At 43.1% G+C, this 20,060-nt stretch carries 22 protein-coding genes; 4 read left to right on the top strand and 18 right to left on the bottom strand.

Features of this window, described 5'->3' with window-relative positions; genetic code table 11:
* Positions 1-8 precede the first annotated feature (8 nt).
* Together OA34_RS05920 and OA34_RS05925 are read left to right on the top strand one after the other, a co-directional pair.
* Entirely contained in the window at positions 9-299 is a 291-nt protein-coding gene (locus OA34_RS05920) for a YciI family protein (RefSeq protein WP_039673416.1), read from the top strand.
* 77 nt (positions 300-376) lie between these two features.
* The gene (locus OA34_RS05925; RefSeq protein WP_039673418.1) at positions 377-1,522 is read left to right on the top strand and encodes an iron-containing alcohol dehydrogenase; all 1,146 of its coding nucleotides are present in this window, start codon (positions 377-379) and stop codon (positions 1,520-1,522) included.
* A 1-nt stretch (position 1,523) separates the two neighbouring features.
* Here the strand turns inward: OA34_RS05925 and OA34_RS05930 are convergent, their stop codons facing one another.
* The 4 genes from OA34_RS05930 to cutA form a co-directional block, all read right to left on the bottom strand.
* A complete protein-coding gene (locus tag OA34_RS05930) occupies positions 1,524-2,006 on the bottom strand; it encodes a 2-thiouracil desulfurase family protein (protein ID WP_039673420.1) in 483 nt (160 codons plus the stop codon).
* Entirely contained in the window at positions 2,003-3,403 is a 1,401-nt protein-coding gene (locus tag OA34_RS05935) for a chloride channel protein (RefSeq protein ID WP_039673423.1), read from the bottom strand. The genes OA34_RS05930 and OA34_RS05935 overlap by 4 nt, the downstream gene beginning before the upstream one ends.
* Before the next feature lie 70 nt (positions 3,404-3,473).
* Entirely contained in the window at positions 3,474-4,634 is a 1,161-nt protein-coding gene (gene purT, locus OA34_RS05940) for a formate-dependent phosphoribosylglycinamide formyltransferase (RefSeq protein WP_039673425.1), read from the bottom strand.
* Positions 4,635-4,679: 45 nt separating this feature from the next.
* Positions 4,680-5,000 carry a divalent-cation tolerance protein CutA gene (gene cutA / locus OA34_RS05945; protein WP_039673427.1) on the bottom strand — a complete coding sequence of 107 codons (321 nt, stop codon included), beginning with the start codon at positions 4,998-5,000 and terminating at the stop codon, positions 4,680-4,682.
* An 82-nt stretch (positions 5,001-5,082) separates the two neighbouring features.
* Here cutA and OA34_RS05950 point away from each other — a divergent pair, with 82 nt between their 5' ends.
* Together OA34_RS05950 and OA34_RS05955 are read left to right on the top strand one after the other, a co-directional pair.
* The gene (locus OA34_RS05950; RefSeq protein WP_039673429.1) at positions 5,083-5,367 is read left to right on the top strand and encodes a hypothetical protein; all 285 of its coding nucleotides are present in this window, start codon (positions 5,083-5,085) and stop codon (positions 5,365-5,367) included.
* 21 nt (positions 5,368-5,388) lie between these two features.
* Positions 5,389-6,411, top strand: a complete 1,023-nt coding sequence (locus tag OA34_RS05955; RefSeq protein ID WP_039673431.1) for a PD-(D/E)XK nuclease family protein — start codon at positions 5,389-5,391, stop codon at positions 6,409-6,411.
* Positions 6,412-6,526: 115 nt separating this feature from the next.
* Here OA34_RS05955 and rpsI read toward each other — a convergent pair whose 3' ends face one another.
* From rpsI to OA34_RS06025, 14 genes are all read right to left on the bottom strand, one after another.
* Complete coding sequence (gene rpsI, locus OA34_RS05960; protein WP_039673434.1) at positions 6,527-6,916, bottom strand: 30S ribosomal protein S9; 390 nt, start codon at positions 6,914-6,916, stop codon at positions 6,527-6,529.
* A 1-nt stretch (position 6,917) separates the two neighbouring features.
* On the bottom strand, positions 6,918-7,346 hold the full coding sequence (gene rplM / locus OA34_RS05965; RefSeq protein ID WP_039673435.1) for a 50S ribosomal protein L13: 429 nt from the start codon (positions 7,344-7,346) through the stop codon (positions 6,918-6,920).
* A gap of 81 nt (positions 7,347-7,427) precedes the next feature.
* Positions 7,428-10,148 (bottom strand): RecB-like helicase, encoded by a 2,721-nt coding sequence (locus OA34_RS05970; RefSeq protein ID WP_039673437.1) that lies wholly within the window; start codon positions 10,146-10,148, stop codon positions 7,428-7,430.
* The gene (locus OA34_RS05975; RefSeq protein WP_039673439.1) at positions 10,145-12,493 is read right to left on the bottom strand and encodes a PD-(D/E)XK nuclease family protein; all 2,349 of its coding nucleotides are present in this window, start codon (positions 12,491-12,493) and stop codon (positions 10,145-10,147) included. The genes OA34_RS05970 and OA34_RS05975 overlap by 4 nt, the downstream gene beginning before the upstream one ends.
* Positions 12,494-12,624: 131 nt before the next feature.
* On the bottom strand, positions 12,625-13,119 hold the full coding sequence (locus OA34_RS05980) for a FixH family protein (protein ID WP_039673441.1): 495 nt from the start codon (positions 13,117-13,119) through the stop codon (positions 12,625-12,627).
* Positions 13,112-13,684, bottom strand: a complete 573-nt coding sequence (locus OA34_RS05985) for a TPM domain-containing protein (RefSeq protein WP_231964798.1) — start codon at positions 13,682-13,684, stop codon at positions 13,112-13,114. The genes OA34_RS05980 and OA34_RS05985 overlap by 8 nt, the downstream gene beginning before the upstream one ends.
* Positions 13,685-13,836: 152 nt before the next feature.
* Positions 13,837-14,049: a DUF4006 family protein gene (locus OA34_RS05990; protein ID WP_039673444.1), complete on the bottom strand. Its 213-nt coding sequence runs from the start codon at positions 14,047-14,049 to the stop codon at positions 13,837-13,839.
* 10 nt (positions 14,050-14,059) lie between these two features.
* Complete coding sequence (locus OA34_RS05995; RefSeq protein ID WP_039673446.1) at positions 14,060-14,908, bottom strand: c-type cytochrome; 849 nt, start codon at positions 14,906-14,908, stop codon at positions 14,060-14,062.
* 13 nt (positions 14,909-14,921) lie between these two features.
* Complete coding sequence (locus OA34_RS06000) at positions 14,922-15,146, bottom strand: cytochrome c oxidase, cbb3-type, CcoQ subunit (RefSeq protein ID WP_373027981.1); 225 nt, start codon at positions 15,144-15,146, stop codon at positions 14,922-14,924.
* Position 15,147: 1 nt separating this feature from the next.
* The gene (ccoO, locus tag OA34_RS06005) at positions 15,148-15,813 is read right to left on the bottom strand and encodes a cytochrome-c oxidase, cbb3-type subunit II (protein WP_039673450.1); all 666 of its coding nucleotides are present in this window, start codon (positions 15,811-15,813) and stop codon (positions 15,148-15,150) included.
* Between the two features lie 15 nt (positions 15,814-15,828).
* Entirely contained in the window at positions 15,829-17,295 is a 1,467-nt protein-coding gene (ccoN, locus tag OA34_RS06010) for a cytochrome-c oxidase, cbb3-type subunit I (RefSeq protein ID WP_039673452.1), read from the bottom strand.
* Positions 17,296-17,462: 167 nt separating this feature from the next.
* The gene (locus OA34_RS06015) at positions 17,463-18,134 is read right to left on the bottom strand and encodes a response regulator transcription factor (protein WP_039673454.1); all 672 of its coding nucleotides are present in this window, start codon (positions 18,132-18,134) and stop codon (positions 17,463-17,465) included.
* Complete coding sequence (locus OA34_RS06020; protein ID WP_039673456.1) at positions 18,131-19,369, bottom strand: PAS domain-containing sensor histidine kinase; 1,239 nt, start codon at positions 19,367-19,369, stop codon at positions 18,131-18,133. Before OA34_RS06020 ends, OA34_RS06015 begins: the two co-directional genes overlap by 4 nt.
* Positions 19,366-20,049 carry a sulfite exporter TauE/SafE family protein gene (locus OA34_RS06025; RefSeq protein WP_353681545.1) on the bottom strand — a complete coding sequence of 228 codons (684 nt, stop codon included), beginning with the start codon at positions 20,047-20,049 and terminating at the stop codon, positions 19,366-19,368. The genes OA34_RS06020 and OA34_RS06025 overlap by 4 nt, the downstream gene beginning before the upstream one ends.
* Positions 20,050-20,060: the final 11 nt, after the last annotated feature.

Consider the following 20,060-nt stretch of genomic DNA (forward strand, 5'->3'; position numbering starts at 1 on the left):
GAGTTTTTATGTTTATTATTTTTGTGTCCTACCAAAAACCTCTCGAAGAGGTCGATGCGCATCTTGAAGCACATATTGCATTTCTCAAAGAAAACTATGCTAAAGGCACTTTCTTAGCTTCCGGACGACAAAACCCTCGTACGGGCGGGATTATTTTAGCACGTGCGTCTTCCAAGCAAGAGATTGAAGCGTTGGTAACGCACGATCCTTTTTACGTTCATCGCGTAGCAACTTACACGGTGACCGAATTTACGCCTTCTATGACCGCGCCCGAACTAACCTTTTTAGCCGACTGCTAAAAACGTTGACATGTCAAAAGGGGAAAATGCCGTTTTCCCCTTTGCCCTAGCATCCTACTCAAAAACAAGGAGAAACCATGGTTGATTTTACCTACCACAACCCAACGAAAATAGAATTCGGAAAAGGCAAAGAAACCCTGATCGGCACAGCTATCGCAAACGACACAATCCATAAAGTCTTACTCTGCTACGGCAGTGAGCGCATTAAAAAAGATGGACTGTACGAGACTGTTACCGCATCGCTTAAGGAAAACGGCATCGCGTGGGTGGAACTAGGCGGCATCATCAGCAACCCTGTTCTTTCAAAAGTGAATGAGGGCATTGCGCTCGCAAAAAAAGAGAGTGTTCAAGCCGTGCTTGCCATCGGTGGAGGCTCGGTCTTAGACAGTGCTAAAAGCATCGCGGCTGGAGCACTTTACGCAGGTGACGTTTGGGACTTTTTCATTGGCAAAGCGAGCATTGAGAAGGCGCTCCCTGTCTATGCCATCATGACGCTTGCCGCAACGGGAAGCGAGATGAACGGCTTTGCGGTTGTCACCAACGATCAAACACAGCAAAAGTACAACATCGCGTCGATTCATGTCTATCCAAGACTCTCCATTCTAAACCCAGTGCTCACCCAAAGTGTGCCCAACAACTATCTTGCTTACTCCGCCGTTGACATCATCGCGCACGTGATTGAGGGGTATTTGACCGCCACTGTTCAACCACATTTCCAGTCGCGCATGGTTGAGGGCATCATTCAAACCGTTATGGAAACCACGGAGATTTTACTTCAAAATCCAAGCGACTACAACGCCCGAGCAGAGTTTACATGGGCGGCAACTCAAGCACTCAACGGCATCACAACAGCGGGTACCAACCCCTACGTTTTCCCCAACCACATGATCGAACACTCGCTCTCAGCCCTCTTTAACATTGCTCACGGAGCGGGCTTAGCCATCGTTATTCCTGCGTGGATGCGTTGGTATCACACGCAAAATCCTGCGCAATTTAAACGCTTTGCAAAAATACTTTTTGGGAAAGATAGCGCGGAAGAAGGTATCAACGCGCTTAAAAACTGGTTTGCTAAAATCGGCGCGCCCGTGAGTTTAAGCGAAGCAGGGATTTCTAAAGAGGCTATTGAAAAGATTGCTCAGAACGTGGCAGAAGCGGCAGAGCGCCAAGGAGTCAGTCACATCTACAGCCAAAGCGTGATTGAAGCGATTTTACGCAACGCCTAACTCAAAGGGGAGCATTCCCCTTTGAATGCCAAAACGCTTCAGCCAAACTCAACTCTTCTTCACTAAAAACGACAATGCCGCTCTCTTGCAAAAGCTTACATGTAATGCCCGAATCGTTCACGCGCGTGCTTGTAAACGTACCGTCGTAGATGATGTCTTTACCGCACGAAGGGCTTCTGGCTTTTAAAATCGCCATGCACACGCCCTCAAGTTTTGCGATGCGCAAGCTCTCTTTCGCCCCTTTTGAAAATGCCTCGCTTACGTCTTCACCGATGCGGTTGACGACACGGTTCGTTCCTTGGAGAACTTCGCAAGCGAGACGCGGGACGCTAAGTCCTCCGAGCACCTCGGGGCACAAAGGCACTAAAACGCCCTCGTCCTTCCACTGCTCTAGGATCTTTACATGTAAAGCATTATTGCCGCCGTCGTATTTCACGTTTTCGCCGAGTAAACACGCACTGATCACGATCTTTCGTCGGCTCATTTAAAATCGTCTTTGGCATTTTTAACTTGCCAGCGCAAGCGTTTATAGCGGAGGCGATTGCGCAGGCGCTTGACTTTATCGATGTCGCGCATATCGATGCTGATAGAGGTATCTTCTAAGTCGTTGCCTTTGCCGATCGTAATATTATCGGCTTTTCGCAGAGCCAACTTTTGCGACTGAAAAACGCTACGATGCCCCGTAATCAAGAAGGCGATTACCACGCTCAGTGCCGCGTAATTTGCCATATGCACGCCAAACAACTCCACTGCCATGATGATGGAAGCGATGGGAGAGTTGGTCGCACCCGCCAAAACACTGACAAACCCAAGCGCGGCAAAGAGTGCGACGTGATTGCCGCCGATGAGATCGCCAAACGCCGCACCGCTCGTCGCGCCCACGTAAAACAAAGGCGTAATAATACCGCCGCTTCCGCCTGAGCCTAAAGTAATCGCCGTAAAAAACGTTTTAAAAACAGCGTCGTACCAATGAACGTTATCCGAAATCATCGGATTGGGGCTGAGGGCGTCTTTAATGGTCGCAAGACCGAGTCCTAAGTAGCTTTCCGAGAAAAAGTACGAAACGAGTGCCATCACCAGTCCCGCAACAAAGGCTTTCAGGTAACGATTGTACGGAACGGCTTTGATGTACTCTTCGATTTTATTGACCGTCGTAATGAACAAATCGGCGATTAAGCCGAAAAAGACGCCTGCCAAAACGACATGTAAGATTAATGAAAAGTCCAAGTTAAACGAACGGTAGAAATTGATGTCGTAGTAATGGTATTTGATGCCTAACACCTGAGCCGTGATAAATGCCGCAAAACCGGAGATAAACGAGGGCAAAAGAACATCGTACATAATCGCACCGATAATTAAGACCTCGATTCCGAAAATTGCCCCCGCGATGGGCGTACCGAATACCGAAGCAAAGCCCGCACTAATACCGCAAATGACAAGCTTTCGGCGGTCGGATTTAGAAAATTTGAGTAGGGTTGCGACAAACGAAGCCGCTCCCGCACCGATTTGCGCTCCCGGTCCCTCTTTTCCGACCGAACCGCCCGAAAAGATCGTGAGTACCGTTGCGACCAGTTTAACGGGGATCACCTTTGCATTGATGTAACCGTCGCGTTTATGCACCGCTTCGATGACTTTTTCCGTACCGTGTCCCGTCGCGTTTTGATCGAACGTTCGCACGATCCACGTCGTTAGCATCAACGCAAAGGGCAACGTGAAATAAAACGGAAACGGGAGTAAACTCCGTGTCTGTTCGGCAGTTGAGAGGATGTTTAAAAAGACGGAAATCAAGCCGCCGATCATAATACCGACGGCAGAAGAAAGAAGCAACCATTTGGAGACGCTAAAAAAAATGACTGTTTGTTCAACGACATGTTTATTCATAAAAACTCTTTACGTTTGGGCTACTTTTATTATAGCCCACTTTGATAAATTTTTTATCAATACTAAAGCGTTAGCCGACCATCGATGCGACAATTTCTCTTGCACGTTTTTTCGCCGCTTCCACCTCATCGAGCACCAATGCCACAGCCATTCTGCGCCCCACATGGCTCACAGGTTTTCCAAAAATACGAACATACGAATTTTTCGAAAACGCACTCTCAGGAATGGTGAGGGTTGGCACATGCTCTTCATTCATACTTTTAAACGCCCCACTCGCGCCCGCTCCATAAAAGGTAAAATCAAGTGGCAAGCCCAAAACCGCTCTTACATGTAAGGCAAATTCGCTCTGGCTTTGCGTGATCATCGTGACCATTCCCGTATCGTGTGGACGAGGGCTCAGTTCACTAAAGTACACCTCATCGTCTTTGACAAAAAACTCCACGCCAAAAAGTCCACGACCGCCCAAGCCGTCTGTCACTGCTTTTGCCATCATCTGCGCTTTGGCTAACACTTCAGGTTTCATCGGCACAGGTTGCCAGCTCAGCACATAGTCGCCGTTTTCTTGGATATGCCCGATCGGTTCGCAAAAGACCGTCTCTTTGCCGTTGCGCACGGTTAAAAGCGTGATCTCATAGTCAAAGGGTACAAACGCTTCGACGATCAGCTCGCTCGCATCACCTCTGGCTTCTTTGGCAATCTCCCATGCTTTTTGGATGTCTGCCTCACTTCGGATGACACTTTGACCATGCCCTGAAGAGCTCATCACAGGCTTGACCACGCACGGGATGCCGAGCACTTTTGTCGCTTCTTCTAATGCCTCAAGCGTTTTCACAAAGACGTAGCCACTGGTTTTGAGCCCCAAGGTCTCCGCGGCAAACTCGCGTATGTTTTTGCGGTTCATCGTCTTTTTCACCGCGTCCGCATTGGGGATGATGCAAAAACCCTCTTTCTCAGCCTCTATCAATGCTTCAATGCTCAAAGCTTCCACTTCAGGCAAGATAAATGTCGGCTTTTCAAGGCGGATCACCTCCAAAAGCTCCTCTTTGTTTTTCATGTTGATCACATAACTGCGATTGGCGACCAAGTGCGCAGGCGCTTTGGGGTACGAATCCACCGCAACGGTCTCAATGCCCAAACGAGAGGCTTCGATAACGACCTCTTTGCCCAGCTCGCCGCTTCCTACGAGCATGATTTTGGTACTGTTACTTTTAAGGGGAGTTGTAAAGTGCATGGCTTCCTCTTTGTGTTAGTTTGAGAGATTTTACACAAAAACGGTTTAAGATTCGATGGTCTCTTGATCGACCCATTGTAAATAGGTATGTAAGCCTTTTTCTATCGGGATAAGAATAAGTTGCGGAATCGCATAGGGGTGATGCGCTAGAATCAAGCTTTGAATAGCATCAAACAGATGGCTTTTTGTTTTCATGATCACAAGGCTCTCTGTCTCCTCGCACACGTCTCCTTCCCATCGGTAAAAACTTTGAACAGGGAGTATTTGGGCACATGCAACGAGTCGTTGCTCCAATAAAAGCGCTATGACTTTTTTGGCGCTTTGTTCATCGGGAAACGTGGTCGTGATCATACAAAATGCCTGCATGATTTTCCTTTTCTAAGTCGAAGTAATGTAGAATCATTATAAGGCGTTCCTCATTAACCCATCTTTACATGTAAGGATTTTTATGGATTTTTTTATCAATACCCTCATCGTCGCCCTAGCGGCTTTTTCCTTAATTGTCATTTTACGCCCGAAAAAAGCACCCAAATCGAAAGAGCAAAAACAAGCCGAACTCAAAGCATACTACACGCAAAAACTGGTGGCTGAGCTAGAGCAGATCGACGATGCGGCGTTACGTCAAGAGAAAAAAATCGCTTTGCTTAAAACGTTTGCAAAAGAGTTAAAGATGAATCTTTTTTTTGATGAAGAGGAAGTGAAAGCACTGATTGAAGAGTTAGCAGGATATTAATAAAGAGTTTAAAGGCAAATTATGTCAAGAAAAAATTTTATACTCTACAATGTTTTAAACCAAGAAGTCATTTTTCAAGAATATTTTTGCAATTTACTCAATGAAAAAAGCTTTATGAAAAAGTTTTTGGACTTTATTGAACAAAAAAATGAGATATTGAAAAATGAAATCGTTGAACACCATCATTTCTCTACCGAGTATCCATTGGAATTCAAAGCGAAAAGCTTTGGAAGAGCTGATATCTTTTTAAAATTGGATACTAAAAACATTATTTTTGAAGTCAAAAATAAAGTCTATACCTCACTGACAGAAAATCAGCCTCGTAACTATCTCAATTATTTAAAAAGAACTGTAAAAAATACGGATTTTAATACGTGCTTAATGTTTCTTATTCCTAGAGATTATGCCCATAAAGAAGTAATTTATCAAGAATGGGGAAACTATTCAAAAGAAGAGATAGATCAGCAGCTTTTTTATTGGGAAGACTTCGTTTTAACGCTAAAAGATGAAGAAAACGTTTTTGTCAAAGCATTTTATGAATTTTGCCTCTATTGGTTTGAGTTAAATCCAATTCATTTGACAAAAAAAGAAATAGCATTATTAAACTTTAAAGGAAATTCAATGAAACTCATTGGCGATGAAACATTACCGACCCTCCTATCAAAACTTGAATTGGCTGTTGTAAACATTGGACGAACTATGCAATGGGAACAGTATAGAGCTGATAAAGGTGGTTATACATTTGGTTACAATTGGACAAAAAAAATAAAATCTTATCAACTATTTATGGGTATGGACTATGATCTGTGGAAAGAATTTAAACAGCCGATTAATATTTATATTTCTCAAGCAAAAGACTCTTCACAAGAATTTGAAAAACCTAAAATTGATACTTTAGAATTTGTTACGTATAAATTGAAGGGTGATAGTAATGCTGATGATTTTTTTGCTTATGTAGTGAAATTAGATTTTAAAATTGATGAAGAACATTATGAAGAGAAAATAAAAGACGTCATGCGCAAAATAACACAACACTTAAAATAATAAAAGATGCGAGGGAAAACTCCCTCGCGAATGAACACAAACCAAACGAAGAATCGCTTGAAAAAAACGATTAACGTTTTCAAGGAAACGTTTAATGATTCCTCGAAAGAAATCATTAACGTTTTGAGAATTGTGGGCTACGGCGCGCTTTTTTCTTACCGTATTTTTTACGCTCAACAACACGTGAGTCACGTGTGAGTAAGCCGTGTGGTTTCAAGATTGCTCTAAAGTCTGCATCCATAGAAGCAAGTGCTTTAGAGATACCGTGGCGAAGTGCGTCAGCTTGTGCTGAATAACCGCCACCAAGTGTGTCAGCTACGATGTCAAAACTTGTCTCTTGTTTTGTAAGAGCAAGAGGTTGACGAACACGTTTTTTAATGGTCTCATGACCACCAAGCCACGCTTCAAAATCAATACCATTGACAACAATGCTACCTTTACCCGGAGTAACCCATACTTTAGCGATTGCTGTTTTTCTTTTACCGGTTGCGTATACTTTTGCCATATTACTTTACCTCTGCTTTAACTTGCGCTGTGTGAGGATGCTCACTACCGGCATAAACTTTTAGCTTTTTGATCATCTCTTTAGCAAGATTTGTTTTAGGTAACATGCCTCTTACCGCAAGTCTGTACAATTTTGCTGGGTTGCTGTTCAAAAGATCACCCAATTTTTCAGTTTTAACGCCACCGAAATATCCTGTGTGTCTGTGATACAATTTTGTGTCTAATTTTGTTCCACTAAACTCTACTTTTTCCGCATTGATGATGATAACGAAATCGCCACAATCAACATTTGGAGTAAAATAAGGTTTATGTTTGCCTCTGAGCAGTGTTGCTACTTCTGTAAGGACTTTACCAAATCGCTTACCAGCAGCGTCCACTACGATCCAGTCGCGTTTGACTTCGCTTGGCTTAATCGCAAGTGTTGCTTTCATGTGTCATAACCTTTGACGTATTTATTTAACGAAGTGCAAGTGTAATCAAATAATACTTAAATAACGCTGAAATTAAGTGTACTATAAGCTTTTAAGAAGCTCCACACCCTCGTTTTGCAAGTAGCAAATATATGCCTCCACGGGTAAGTTGTAGATCTGCGTAAGAGCGTCTTGGTAGAGCTTGATTTGCGTTTGATGCTTACTACTCTGCTTTTTCGAACTTTTGTAGTCCACAACAACGATACGATCGGGAAATTCAAGCAAAAGGTCGATCTGCTTGCGCTCTTTTTGGTACATGAGCGGTTGCTCTTTAAAGATTTTTGCACCCTCAATCAAATCCAAAAAGGCTTTACAAGAAATAAGCTTTTCACCCCGCTGATAAATCGCCCTCATCGCCGTCTCATCCAAAAGCGGTGCAAAACGGTTTTGAAGCGCGGTGTATGCCCGCTTGAGCGACGCCTCATCAAAACGCTCCATCATCTCAAGCAGATAGTGCTGTGCGATTCCAAATGTAATGGAGGCGATCTCAGCGCTCTCTTCCTCCTCTGGCGCACTTGCCACCTCTTGCGCACCGTAACGTTTCGGTTCATACACGCGCATCGTACTTGCCGCAACTGTCGTTTCTTTTGTCGAAACGCTGATGGCACCTCGCTCAGTCGTGCTCAGCTCCAGCATCTCAAACGCACTATTTTGCGCTTTCGCACAGACAAAAAGCGAACGCTTGGCTCTGGTAAAAGCGACATAAAGCGCGTTGAGTCTGTCTTCGACCATTAAAGCACTCTCATGCTCTTTGGCTTTGGCATACGAATCATCCACCGTTTCGCGCCCTGCCATGCTCAGATACAACCCTTTGATCTCCACTTCGTCATAATGCCACAACAGCGTGTCACTTCGGTTATTGTCGCGACTGAGGCGATCACACACGATGACGTGCTCAAACTCCAAGCCTTTGGATTTGTGAACGGTTAAAACGCGCAGCCCGTCCACATCTTCGCTTTTGGCTTCATCACTCAGCTCATCCAACGCAAACAAAAAGCTCTCGATCTCCTCGTAACGGCTCGCAACTTCTAGGAAACTGAGCAGATCGGCACTGCCATCAAACAGTTTGTAGGTTTCAATGATCTTCTCTACCAAAAGAAGCGGTGCGACATTGACATCAAACGCCGTCTTAAAAAGTGGCGCATCCCAGGCCTCGCCGATGAGTGCGAGAAAGCTCGCTTTGTAGAGTTCATCGCCAAAGTAAAGGTATTTGAGCAGGGCAATGATGGCTTTGATGGAGCGCACATCGATGAGTTTCAAGGTCGCCTCAAGCCTTACATGTAAAGAAGGAAACTGCGCTTGCACCAGCTCTTTAAAGGCTTTCGCGTCTTTGTTGGTATGCACCAAAAGTGCGATGTCTTTAGGCTTAGCCCCTTCTTTAAGAAGCAAAGCAATCGCCTCTAGAACCGAAGGCTCAATCATTTCTTCAATGCGCACATTGATATACCCCTCACCTGTCGCCTTAGCAACCTTTTGCGGCTCATACCCTTTGATTTTACATGTAAAGATTTCATTGACAAAATTCACGACCTGCTCGGTGCTTCGATAGTTGGTATCGAGCGCATTCACGTCTAAATGCAAACTCTTTTTAGCGTACCCAAACAGCTCTTTAGCCCCACCGCGAAATCGGTAGATCGACTGCTTCACATCCCCCACAAAAAAGAGCGTTTTAAAGTCTTTCACGCCTTTTCCTGCGCGTATCTCTTCAATGAGTGGCAGAAGAATCTGATACTGCACGATGCTCGTGTCTTGAAACTCATCGATCAACAGATGTTCTATCACCCCATCAAGGCGAAAATAGAGAAAATCTTTGCTGATCTCTTGGCGTAAAAGGGTATAAAGCAGATTGGTCACGTCATCAAAACGAAGTTCGCCATATTCACCCATCAAAGCTCTGAGGCTCTCATCGTAGATCGCAAAGAGTTTTCCTAGTTGTCCTAAAAAGTATGCCTCTTTGGCATTGACATGTTCGTTTAGAGCCTTTTTGAGCTCACGTAAAAGCGCATCGGTTGTCTCGTTAGCATACTTTTTATAATCCCAATAACCAAAATCTTCACGCTCCAAATACTTCTTAGAAAGCAGATCGCTCAATGTCTGCGCTTTGAGTGTCACCAGCCCACGCGCGGAGAGTCCACTTTGTTCAAAATAGTCCCTGATGCGCTCTAAAATATCCAAGCACGGTTTTAAGGATGGATAATGTCCCTCATCCAACGTGCTGATGTCAAGCTCTGATTTTTTCTGATAGAGCATATCGAGCAGACTAAAAAGATCGTTTAGTTTTTTATCTTCGTTAATGCTAAAAGCGATCAGGGCATGGTAAAGATTTTTGCTTTTGCATCCTTTAATGAAACGCTCCACCAACTCCTCATCCAGTCCATTTTGCCCCACTTTAAAGTCGGGTTGTAAGCCTACATGTAATGCAAAATGGCGCAAAATCAAGGAGAAAAAAGAGTCCAGTGTTGAAATCTTGATGTCCGCTTGAAGCAAAGTTTGCATCACACGCTCTTTTTCTCTTAGCAGAGTCTCTTTTGACTTGCCCGTCTGAGCGCAAATCGCTTCTAATTCATCTTTACTTTCAAGGTGTTTGAGCGTCTCAAAAATGCGCGTTTTCATCTCTGCCGCAGATTTGTTCGTAAACGTGAGTGCGACGATCTTTTGCGGGTTTGCGCCCATAAAGAGAAGTGAGAGGTAACGAACACTCAGCGCAAAGGTTTTTCCACTTCCTGCACTGGCTTCGAGTGCTAAATAAGGACTTAGATTCATATCTGCTCCTCCCGTCCACACAACTGCACGTAAGGACAAAGCCTGCAATGCTTTATCTCCTCGCACAACTCGTAGCCATTGATCGGTTTGGAAAGTTCTGAGAGCTTTACATGTAAAAGGGTTTTCTTCTCTTCAAGGAAGTTTTCAGGTACTAAAACGCCTTCTTTGAGATCGTAATAATAAACGCCGCCAACCTTGCCTAAAGTGCTTGCAATGTACGCATAAAAGACCAACTGAAAATCGGTGGTACTTTCAAGAGAGCGCTCACTCGTCATTGGCACTTTGCCACTTTTATAGTCGATGACAAACAGCTCATCCCCTTTTTGGTCAATGCGGTCAATCTGCCCTTCCAATATAAAATCACCGTAGGGCACATTGTGCGAAAACTCTTTTTTGAAAACGCGAAAGCCCTCATCAAAACGACTGATTTCATTTTTCATAAACGGACGAAGTTTTTGAAGCCACACATCGACAAAGTAGCCCCAGACTTCATGGTGATTGTTCTCTTTTAAAAGCGTTTCAAGTTTGGCATAAAGGCTCTTTTCATCCTTTAACGCGTCATCGCATATCGCATCTTCGAGCACTTTATGGAGCGCAATACCTATTGTTTGCTCATCAATTTGAGTGCTTGGCATCTTCGCCTCTTTGAGCCTTGCAATGTAGCGAAAGTAAAACTGACGTTTACATGTAAGCAGTGTTTTAAGCTTTGTTGCCGAAAGAGGAAACGCTTTAAGATCATAAGGTGCATCGATGAAAGGCTGATTGTAAAGCGTTTTAGAGGCATTGACATCAAACAGAAGCGGTTGCAGTGCTTTTTCATCCGCCATAACGGTGGTAGTAAAACCAAGCTCATCTAAAAAGCGAGAAGGCATACTGGTCTCATTTTTCACATAGGCAATGGCGATTTTCTGCGCACGAGAGAAAAGCTGATGGTAATAATAGCGTTGCAAATTTTCGCGATCTCTCTTGGTCGGAAGCCCTGCATGAGCACGAACGGCCGAGGAGAGAAAAAGGTCTTTTTGGCTTCGTTTGGGCACAAACTCATCGTTAAAATCAAGAACAATCACCCCTTTGTAAGAGACACCTCTGGTTTCAAGCACCCCTAAAACCGTCACTTTACCGCCCCTAACATCATCTTGGCTCAGTACGGCAAGGCGGTTTAAAAAGAGTTTGGTGACTTGCTCAAAGCGAAGTGCTGGAGCATGTTTTAAAAAGTGTGTAAAGGCAAAAAAGGCCTCTTGAAACAGAGGATTTTGCTGCTCTTTAGCATCGAAAGCAAGGAGCTTTTCAAAGAAACTCATCGCCGTTTCAGGAGAGACTTTTTGATGCCAAATCTCTTTACATGTCACTATGATTTCGGGTTCTATTTTTAAGCGCGTAACGCGGAGGTGATCTTCGATCTCATCATTACGCATCGCTTTTTCAAGCGCACTTAGCTTTTGGTAAAACTGGCTCTGCTTGAGGCTAATTCCCATCGCAAAGTTAAGATTGTGCCACGTATCAAAGGGACGCAACACTTCCGCAAAACGCTCATCGGGTAAAATCACCACGATCTCTTCGGGACGCAAACCCTCTTCCACAAATTGGGCAATGGCACTTTGTACATACCCCATTTGCGCAAGGCGTGAGGAGAAACCGTAAACTTGAATATCTTGTTTGGAACTGTTTTGGGGCTTTACATGTAAAATCTCTTTCGTGGAGAGATTGATCTCATAGCTGTTGTTTTGCTCCAATGCAATGCCAAGATCCGCAAACAGTAACGCCATTTTTTGATTGTAAGCACTGATGGTAACGTTTACATGTAAAGGAATCAGCGCTGCGATTTGGCTGAGTAGTTCCACTTCAAAACGACTCAAAAAGCCTTCTAAATGAATGCGAATAGATCCTAGGGAGCGAATATACGAAACATTGAGTTCATAGCATTCGGGAAGCGTGATGCGATCGTACAAAGCGTGTTTGGATAGAAGTGCTTTGTAGTGTTTAAGAAGCGTTTGCAACACTTCTAAGTGCTCGGCATAATGCTCGTACGTATCAGCACTCAACAACGCATCCAGTGCCACTTTTTCATGGCTAAGCTCTTCAAAAAAACGAAACAGATAGGTGGAGTTTTTCAAAAAGGTAAAAAATTCACGCTCTATGTACAAGAGTTCAAATTTGGTAAAGCGAGAGGCTTCTTGCATCAGAAGTACCCGCATATCGTCATCAACCAAAGAATGGTTCGGAACAAGAACGGCTTTTTGCTCAAGTTCTGCAATGGTAATGGCTTTGGGAAGAAGGGTATTGGCGTCTAAAAAAGTATCGTAAAAAGAGCGTACGGCACGACTCGTTGCAAAAACTTCTAACATTTTCCCTCACTTCATCTGATAATACACATTATAACAAAGCAAAGATTTAAGAGGGTTTTTTATGTCAGAATGAAATGGCGGTAAGACCACACAACTTATCTTACCGCCTGTTATTAGGAGAAAAGGGGGAACTATTGCGCTGCGTAGGCTTCGTTTTTATGATAACCTTTAAATTCGCCTACTTCTATTTTACTTAAGATCTGCCAGCGTCCGGGCTTGGTAATCTCAAAAGGTCCAAAAGTGTAATTGCCGTTTTGAACGTGAGAGGGTTTCATCTCTTGGTTTTCTTTGTTGCTGTCCGGTCGTGAGAGCATGAGCGTCACATCGGCATTATCGATAGGTTGACCGCTTTTATCGGTTAAACGCAAGGTAAAACTGTTTTTTCCTATCTCGAATTTTTCCGTCGAATACGCAAGAGCAAACTTTGCATCAAATTTTGCCTGAAGATCTAAAATTTTATTGATGTTATGATCGACTTTTTGATACTTTTCCATATAAAACGTATCCATTTCGACCGGATTGCTCACGGCGATTTTAATCACCCAACCGCATGCAACGACCATTCCTAAAATCATACCGATAACGGCATGCGGATAATAATTTCTTTCACTTTTCGTTTTAGCCACGGTTTTTCATCCTTCTATAAAGCATTAAAACAACCAAAAAGCCTACAAATCCGTAAACTCCGAGGCGCACAAGATTGATCGTCGTTTTGTTAGAACTTCCGATCGCGCTTTGTAAATCAACCTTTTTAAATGCCGCAATTTGCTCCACAACGTCTGCATAGCCGTTGAGTAACGCGGCTCCCGCGCTGACGTCGTTTTTCTTCGTCGTCAAAAGCGGAATAATCGTCCCTTTCCACGGAAGCGGCGATAAAACCGCCTCTTTGTCAAAGGCTTTTTCCATATCGCTTGAAGCGTAAATATCGACTTTCTTTTGCTCTAAAAAAAGCGTCAATAAAACATAAGAACCGTTAAGGTCTTTGGCAAAGTTTTTTTCAAACGCCACGATCTCTTCATCGCTGTTTTGTTTTGCGATCAAAAAGACTTGAACCCCGCTTTTGGCAAAAAGCTCACTGCCCATCTCTTCAATTTTCTGAGCGGTTCTCTCTTCTAAAATCGAATCGTGTACGACAAAATCTTTGGCAAAAACGATCTGCGGACAGACTAAGGTCAAAAAGCAAAGGAGCATGAGCCCCTTTACTTTTTGAATCATTACTAAGCTTTTCATTAGCCAACAAAAAGATGATGAGGCGTTAACACTGCCCAAGCCGTTACAAGAGCAAGCACGACCAATCCGAACGTTATGATTTTATCCATATTTTCAGCCATTTTACTTCTCCCTTACTTTGCGATAACTTTTTGATTCGCATTCGCGGCGTCTCGCATTTGAAGCGCTTGCGGATCCGTTAGCTTATAAGGTTTATCAGCAACTGCTTGTTGTGCCTTCAAGCCAAAAAACGTCAATACGCCTAAAATCGAGAGCAACAACACCGTCGCAATCAACATTCCCGTAATGCCGTTGAGTCCAAATACGTTACGATTTGTATTTTCCATCGACTGATCCTTATTTCGCTAAAGAGCTGACATACGTGCCAACCGCTGTTTTTTGAATATTGGTTAAACGTCCGTCGTTAAATTGAGGCATATTTCCGATTGTGCCTTTTTTGCCCATATTAAGGACGTTAGCAACAAATTTCGCCGTGCCGTACGTACTAAGATCCGGAGCACTGCCGTCCATACCTTTACCGTCTTCGCCGTGGCATGCCGCACATGTTGCCCAAAGAGCACGACCGCTTTCAACCAAGGCAGGGTTTTTGCTCTTTTTAACCGAAGAAACTTCTTGCATAACGTAAGCGGCAACCGCTTTTGCGCTCTCAGCGTCAAGTAAACCGGAGGGCATTTCGCCAAGAGGATAGCTTGAGCCTTTCGCACCGTTTAAAATCGATGCGACGATTGCTTCTTCGTTACCCCATTTCGCAAAGTTTGCCGCTTTGCCGTTCATACCGTCACCCGTCACGCCGTGACACGGTGCACATTGTACCAAGAAAACACCCTCTCCCATACTCATAAGCGTTGCTTGATCGGGATTGGCAAATTTTTTCTCGAATTGAGCGTTATAGCTTTTCACTTCTTCGTTGTACTCGCCGATTTTGTTATAGCTTGCCAAAGGATATCCCGCTAAGAAATACCACAAAGCCCATACGATCGTTCCGACGAATGAAAGTGCCCACCCGATAGGAAGTGCGTTTTTATATTCGCCGATGCCGTCCCAATTCTCTTTCGTTAATTCTCCGGTACTCTTATCGGTTTTCATCTGTTTGATATATTTTAAAGAAACACCGATGCTGAGAATTAAAATTGCTGCTGCACCAAGCAATGCTAATGCATTTACATTATCATTCAGCCAATTCATATATTGCTCCTCTTTATTCTTTCTCTTTGTTGGACGGTGTTCGAGATTCAATCGGAGCATCGTCAATATTGTCGTTTAAAGCAATATTGGCATACTGCTCATAGTTCCTTGTGCCTTTTTTTTCGGCTTTATAAAGATGGTACAAATAACTGTACATAATGACCGATAAAAAAATCGTAGCAAAAATATAACCATAAGCCTGTAATTCTCTGATTGTTTCCATTTCCACCGTTGACACCTTATTTTAAGCTATTGAGATAGGCGATTAATGCAACAATCTCTTTGATCTCACCGCGTTTAAATGCCTCTTTCACTTCCGTACTTTTCATATCGGCAACGATAGCAGCCGCTTGTTCCATGACCGCTTTTTTCGATTCGTCGTACGTTCCGAGTTGTGGCATATCCGCTTGATCGTAAGGAACATTGAATACTTTTTTCACGGTTAAGGCTTCCGCATACGCCGTTTCAATGTCTGCATTGTTGCTAAACATATGTTTGTACGCCGGCATGATAGAGCCCGGAACAACGCTGATCGGATCTAACATGTGATATTCGTGCCAGTCCGTCGTTCTATAATTACCGACCCTCATCAAGTCAGGTCCCGTTCGTTTAGAACCCCAAAGGAACGGTCTATCATACGCATACTCGCCGCTTAAAGAGTACATACCGTAACGGTCTGTCTCAGATTTGAAAGGACGGATCAATTGTGAATGGCAGGCATTACAGCTGTCTTTAATATACACATGTCGACCTGCAAGTTCCAATACCGTATACGGTTTTGTTCCCGTAACGGGACGTGCGCTTTCCATAAAGTCAGGAAGGATGGTAACGATACCGGCATAGGCAATGACCAAAAAGACGCCTACCGCAAAAAAGAATGGGTTTTTTTCTAACCAATGAAACATAATTTTACCCTCCCCTTACGCTGCCATAGGTGAAGCATTTTGAGGCTCAGACTCAATTGCTTTACTTGCAGTCATGGTTTTGTACATATTATACGTGAACATAAAGAAACCGATTAGATACAACAAACCGCCCGTCGCACGAAGCGCGTAGTAAGGAATTAAAACGGTTACGGTATCGATAAATGAATAGGCGAGGTTACCGAATTGATCCGTCGCTCTCCACATCATACCTTGCGTAATACCGGCAATCCACATGCTTGAGAAGTACATAACGATACCCGTCGTTTGAATCCAAAATTGTGATTCCATCAATTTTTTACTGTAAAGCTCGCGTTTATACATACGTGGAGCCATATGATACAATGCCGCCATCGTCATAAAGCCAACCCAACCGAGCGTACCGTCGTGAACGTGTCCGGGAATCCAGTCGGTAAAGTGTGCCAAGGCGTTAACGGATTTGATAGATTGGATCGGTCCTTCAAGCGTACTTAACATGTAGAACGTTGAAGCAAATACCATGAATTTAACCAATGGATTTTCTTTGAGTTGACCCCATTGTCCTTTCATCGTAAGAAGCATGTTAATCGCACTACCCCAAGACGGAAGAATTAAGACGATAGAGAAGATAGAACCCATCGTTTGAACCCAATCGGGGACCGTTGAATAGATAAGGTGGTGTCCGCCGGCCCAAAGGTAAACAAACATCAAACCCCAGAAAGAAAGAAGTGATAATTTATAAGAGAAAACCGGTTGACCGGACTCTTTGGGCAAGAAGTAATAGATCATCGCGATGATAGGCACCGTGAAAACAAATGCAACCGCATTGTGACCGTACCACCATTGAACCATTGCGTCGTTTGAACCCGCGTACATGGAAACGGAGTGATACCATTTACCCATACCGGCAACAAAATACGTCGGAACTTCCATATTGTTGAAGAGGTACAACATCGCAACACCCAAGAAAGTTGCAATATAATACCACATGGAGATATAAAGCGTTTTTTCGCGGCGAATACCGACTAAACCGAAAATACTAAAACCCCATAATACCCATACGACAACGACGAGAATATCAAGAGGCCATTCAAGTTCGGCATACTCTTTTGACGTACCGATACCCATAAATAAGTTAACGACGGCAATCGTCATTAAGATCATGTAAAGCCAGAAGTGCAGCTTTCCGACGATCATTAAAAACGGTGATTCTGCCATTGAAACTTTGAGTACCCTCTGCCCGACATAGTACCATGTTGCAAAGATTCCGCTCAATAAGAATCCAAAAATTACTCCGGAAGTATGCAACGGTCGTAAACGACTGTATGTACCGTATTCACCCGCCAAGTAATTCAACTCAGGAAAAGCCATTTGATAGGCGATAACCACGCCTATTAACATACCAACGATTCCAAATAGGATCGCTGCGTAGGTAAAACATTTGGCTACCGAATAGTCATAGTTCAATGCATCTTTAGCCTGCATCAATTCCTCCTAACATGTGTTTTTATGTCACAAAAATATCACATAATGGGAAATTATAGTGCACCAAATCTACAACGAAGCTTAAGAAGATTAAATTTGTGTTAAATAAAAAAGTTTAAGAAGATTTTAAAAATAACAAAAATGTAAGAACGATGCAACGATCGTTCTTACGTATTGATCTTATACCCGAGCCCAGGAATATTTTTGATAAACTCTTTATCGGTTTTTTCGCGAACCCGCTTAATAAACGTACGAATCGCTGAATCTGTTACTTTTTTATTTGTCCAGACATACTTTTTGATCTCTTCATGAAGCACAAAAACGCCTAGATTTTTCACTAAGATAGAGATAAAAAGTAACTCTTTTTTCGTCAAAAAGATTGTTTTACCCTCTTTAATCAAAACACGTTTGCTTTTATCGAACTGATAAACGCCGCCTAAATCAACGACATCTGTTTGATCCAACATCTCTTTCGATACCAATTGTAACGTTTTCATCAACTGATCGGGATCGATCGGCTTAATTAAATACTTATCGATTCCGACATCGATCGCTTCCAATAAGCGCTCTTTCTCGCTAAACGCACTTAAAATAATGATCGGAGTTTGTTTGGAAATGTGTTTAATCTCTTTAGACATCATCAAACCGTCGACGACCGGCATCATAATATCCGTTATAACGATGTCCGGTTTAAACTTTTTAAATTTTTTTAACCCGTCGTCACCGTCGCGTGCCGTGATAAATTTGGCAAATTCGTCCCCGATTGCGCTTTCCAGCGCGTTTCTAAGATCTTCTTCGTCTTCGACAAACAAAACCGTCAATTTCGATAATCCGCTCATTCCTCTTCCTTTAGAACCGTTTTTACGGGTATCTTGATCGAAAAACAAACACCGTCTTCGTGGTTATATGCCTCAATGGTGCCCATCATACTATTTTTAATAATCATTTTACTCATATAAAGACCGAGTCCCGTTCCGGCACTCGCATGCTTTGTCGTAAAATAAGGCTCGAAAATCTTATCGAGAATAGTCGCGTCGATACCCCCTGCATTATCGCAGACTTTTATTATAGCATCTCCCGCGCTTAATGTGTCAATTTCAATATAAATTAATCTACTTTTTATTTTATTATGAGAAAAAGCGTCTATCGTGTTGTTGAGAAGGTTAATCAACACTTGCGAAAATTCGTTAAAATATCCTTGAATGTCGGCGTCACGAACGATGTTAAGCCGAATTTGTACTTCGTTGCGCTCCAAAGTACCTCGCATAATATCGATTGCTTCTTTGGCAACGCTGCTGAGTGAAAAAAGTTCCGTTTCACGATTCGGGCTGAAAAAATTACGAAAATCTTCGATCGTCTCCGACATTTTGACGATAATTTTTTTCGCATGTTCGTAACTTTCTTCAAATCCGCCTTCTTTAACATTTGTACAGGCTTGGTACAGTTTATTCATTTTATAGAGCGTAATGTTCAGTTCCGAAAGAGGCTGACGCCATTGATGGGCGATATTGGCAATCATCTCACCCATCGAAGCCAAACGTGCTTGTTGAAATAAGAAACGATCTTTTTCCCGATTTTTTTCAACTTCTTCTTTAACGCGCTCTTCAAGGGTTTGATTCAGCTGCGTTAACGCCTTCGTCTGCTCTTTAACACGTTCTTCCAGCGTTGCGTTGAGCTCTTCTAGCTCTTCGTCTTTGGTGATCAACGCTTCGCTTAAGCGAACGCTTTCGGTCACATCGTAACGAATAGCGATAAACTCTTCAATTTCTCCGTTTTCATCTAAGATAGGACATACGGTCGTATTGACGTAAAAGGTGCTACCGTCTTTTGCCAAATTTTTAACCGTCGATTTGTAGGTTTGTTTTTGTAAAATCGTTTGCCAAAGCTGCTTGAACGTGGACGGCGGAACTTCGGGGTGGCGTACGATATTGTGATTTTGCCCGATGAGTTCTTCTTTGGTATAGCCTGAAATTTTACAAAATTCATCGTTAACAAACGTAATAATGCCGTTAATATCGGTTTTAGAGATAATATTGCTACTCTCAATGGCGGTTTGATACTGTTCGAGTTTCATGCAATAACCGCGCTATACCCTAAATACGCCATATAAATGCCGTAAACGATAATGATAAGAGAAGCAACCTTGATCATGACTTCCCGAAAGTTGCTTCCTTTAAGAAAACCTACCACAAAACCGAGACCCAACATCGAGGGCATCGTAGCAATACCGAAAAGTGCCATCTTAACGCCGCCTAGCCAAAAAGAACCCGACGTCGCGGCGGCCGCTAAAAAGAAATAGACCAAACCGCACGGCAACAAACCGTTTAATACACCCAAACCGTAAAAACTACCCAAGGTTTTGGAATGAATGAGCTGCGAAAAAAGCTTTTTGATTGTCGGATTAAATGCTATCGTCGATTCAAGCGAGGTCAAAAATTTAATTTTTCCCATCATCGATAACCCCATTAATACCATCACGATACCGATCACAAAATAAAAATAACCGTTAAGATGCGCCGAAAATGTAAAAATAGAACCAAGTGCACCGAAAAGCATTCCTAACAAAGTATATGCGCTGATGCGACCGACGTTGTAGGTTAAATGTGCTAAAAATTGCGACGACGACGAAGCGGTAGGGTCTATTTTGGCACTGCTGTATGCCATAACAAACCCGCCACACATACCGATACAATGCCCAAGGCTTCCTAAAAAAGCTACGCTGATAATCGTCGTAATATCGATAGCGTTGATGATCTACTCCGTTA

Origin of the sequence: Sulfurospirillum sp. MES (assembly GCF_000789415.1) — a bacterium.
Taxonomy (GTDB): domain Bacteria; phylum Campylobacterota; class Campylobacteria; order Campylobacterales; family Sulfurospirillaceae; genus Sulfurospirillum; species Sulfurospirillum cavolei.

What these genes read in the sequence shown, in the direction of transcription:
- purT (WP_039673425.1), bottom strand. Translation starts at nt 4,634, where the DNA reads ATGCACTTTACAACTCCCCTTAAAAGTAACAGTACCAAAATCATGCTC.
- OA34_RS05955 (WP_039673431.1), top strand. Translation starts at nt 5,389, where the DNA reads ATGTCAAGAAAAAATTTTATACTCTACAATGTTTTAAACCAAGAAGTC.
- OA34_RS05970 (WP_039673437.1), bottom strand. Translation starts at nt 10,148, where the DNA reads ATGAATCTAAGTCCTTATTTAGCACTCGAAGCCAGTGCAGGAAGTGGA.
- OA34_RS05930 (WP_039673420.1), bottom strand. Translation starts at nt 2,006, where the DNA reads ATGAGCCGACGAAAGATCGTGATCAGTGCGTGTTTACTCGGCGAAAAC.
- OA34_RS05975 (WP_039673439.1), bottom strand. Translation starts at nt 12,493, where the DNA reads ATGTTAGAAGTTTTTGCAACGAGTCGTGCCGTACGCTCTTTTTACGAT.
- rpsI (WP_039673434.1), bottom strand. Translation starts at nt 6,916, where the DNA reads ATGGCAAAAGTATACGCAACCGGTAAAAGAAAAACAGCAATCGCTAAA.
- OA34_RS05950 (WP_039673429.1), top strand. Translation starts at nt 5,083, where the DNA reads ATGGATTTTTTTATCAATACCCTCATCGTCGCCCTAGCGGCTTTTTCC.
- OA34_RS05925 (WP_039673418.1), top strand. Translation starts at nt 377, where the DNA reads ATGGTTGATTTTACCTACCACAACCCAACGAAAATAGAATTCGGAAAA.
- OA34_RS06020 (WP_039673456.1), bottom strand. Translation starts at nt 19,369, where the DNA reads ATGAAACTCGAACAGTATCAAACCGCCATTGAGAGTAGCAATATTATC.
- rplM (WP_039673435.1), bottom strand. Translation starts at nt 7,346, where the DNA reads ATGAAAGCAACACTTGCGATTAAGCCAAGCGAAGTCAAACGCGACTGG.
- cutA (WP_039673427.1), bottom strand. Translation starts at nt 5,000, where the DNA reads ATGCAGGCATTTTGTATGATCACGACCACGTTTCCCGATGAACAAAGC.
- OA34_RS05985 (WP_231964798.1), bottom strand. Translation starts at nt 13,684, where the DNA reads ATGCTCCTTTGCTTTTTGACCTTAGTCTGTCCGCAGATCGTTTTTGCC.
- ccoN (WP_039673452.1), bottom strand. Translation starts at nt 17,295, where the DNA reads ATGCAGGCTAAAGATGCATTGAACTATGACTATTCGGTAGCCAAATGT.
- OA34_RS05935 (WP_039673423.1), bottom strand. Translation starts at nt 3,403, where the DNA reads ATGAATAAACATGTCGTTGAACAAACAGTCATTTTTTTTAGCGTCTCC.
- ccoO (WP_039673450.1), bottom strand. Translation starts at nt 15,813, where the DNA reads ATGTTTCATTGGTTAGAAAAAAACCCATTCTTTTTTGCGGTAGGCGTC.
- OA34_RS06015 (WP_039673454.1), bottom strand. Translation starts at nt 18,134, where the DNA reads ATGAGCGGATTATCGAAATTGACGGTTTTGTTTGTCGAAGACGAAGAA.
- OA34_RS05920 (WP_039673416.1), top strand. Translation starts at nt 9, where the DNA reads ATGTTTATTATTTTTGTGTCCTACCAAAAACCTCTCGAAGAGGTCGAT.
- OA34_RS05990 (WP_039673444.1), bottom strand. Translation starts at nt 14,049, where the DNA reads ATGGAAAATACAAATCGTAACGTATTTGGACTCAACGGCATTACGGGA.
- OA34_RS05995 (WP_039673446.1), bottom strand. Translation starts at nt 14,908, where the DNA reads ATGAATTGGCTGAATGATAATGTAAATGCATTAGCATTGCTTGGTGCA.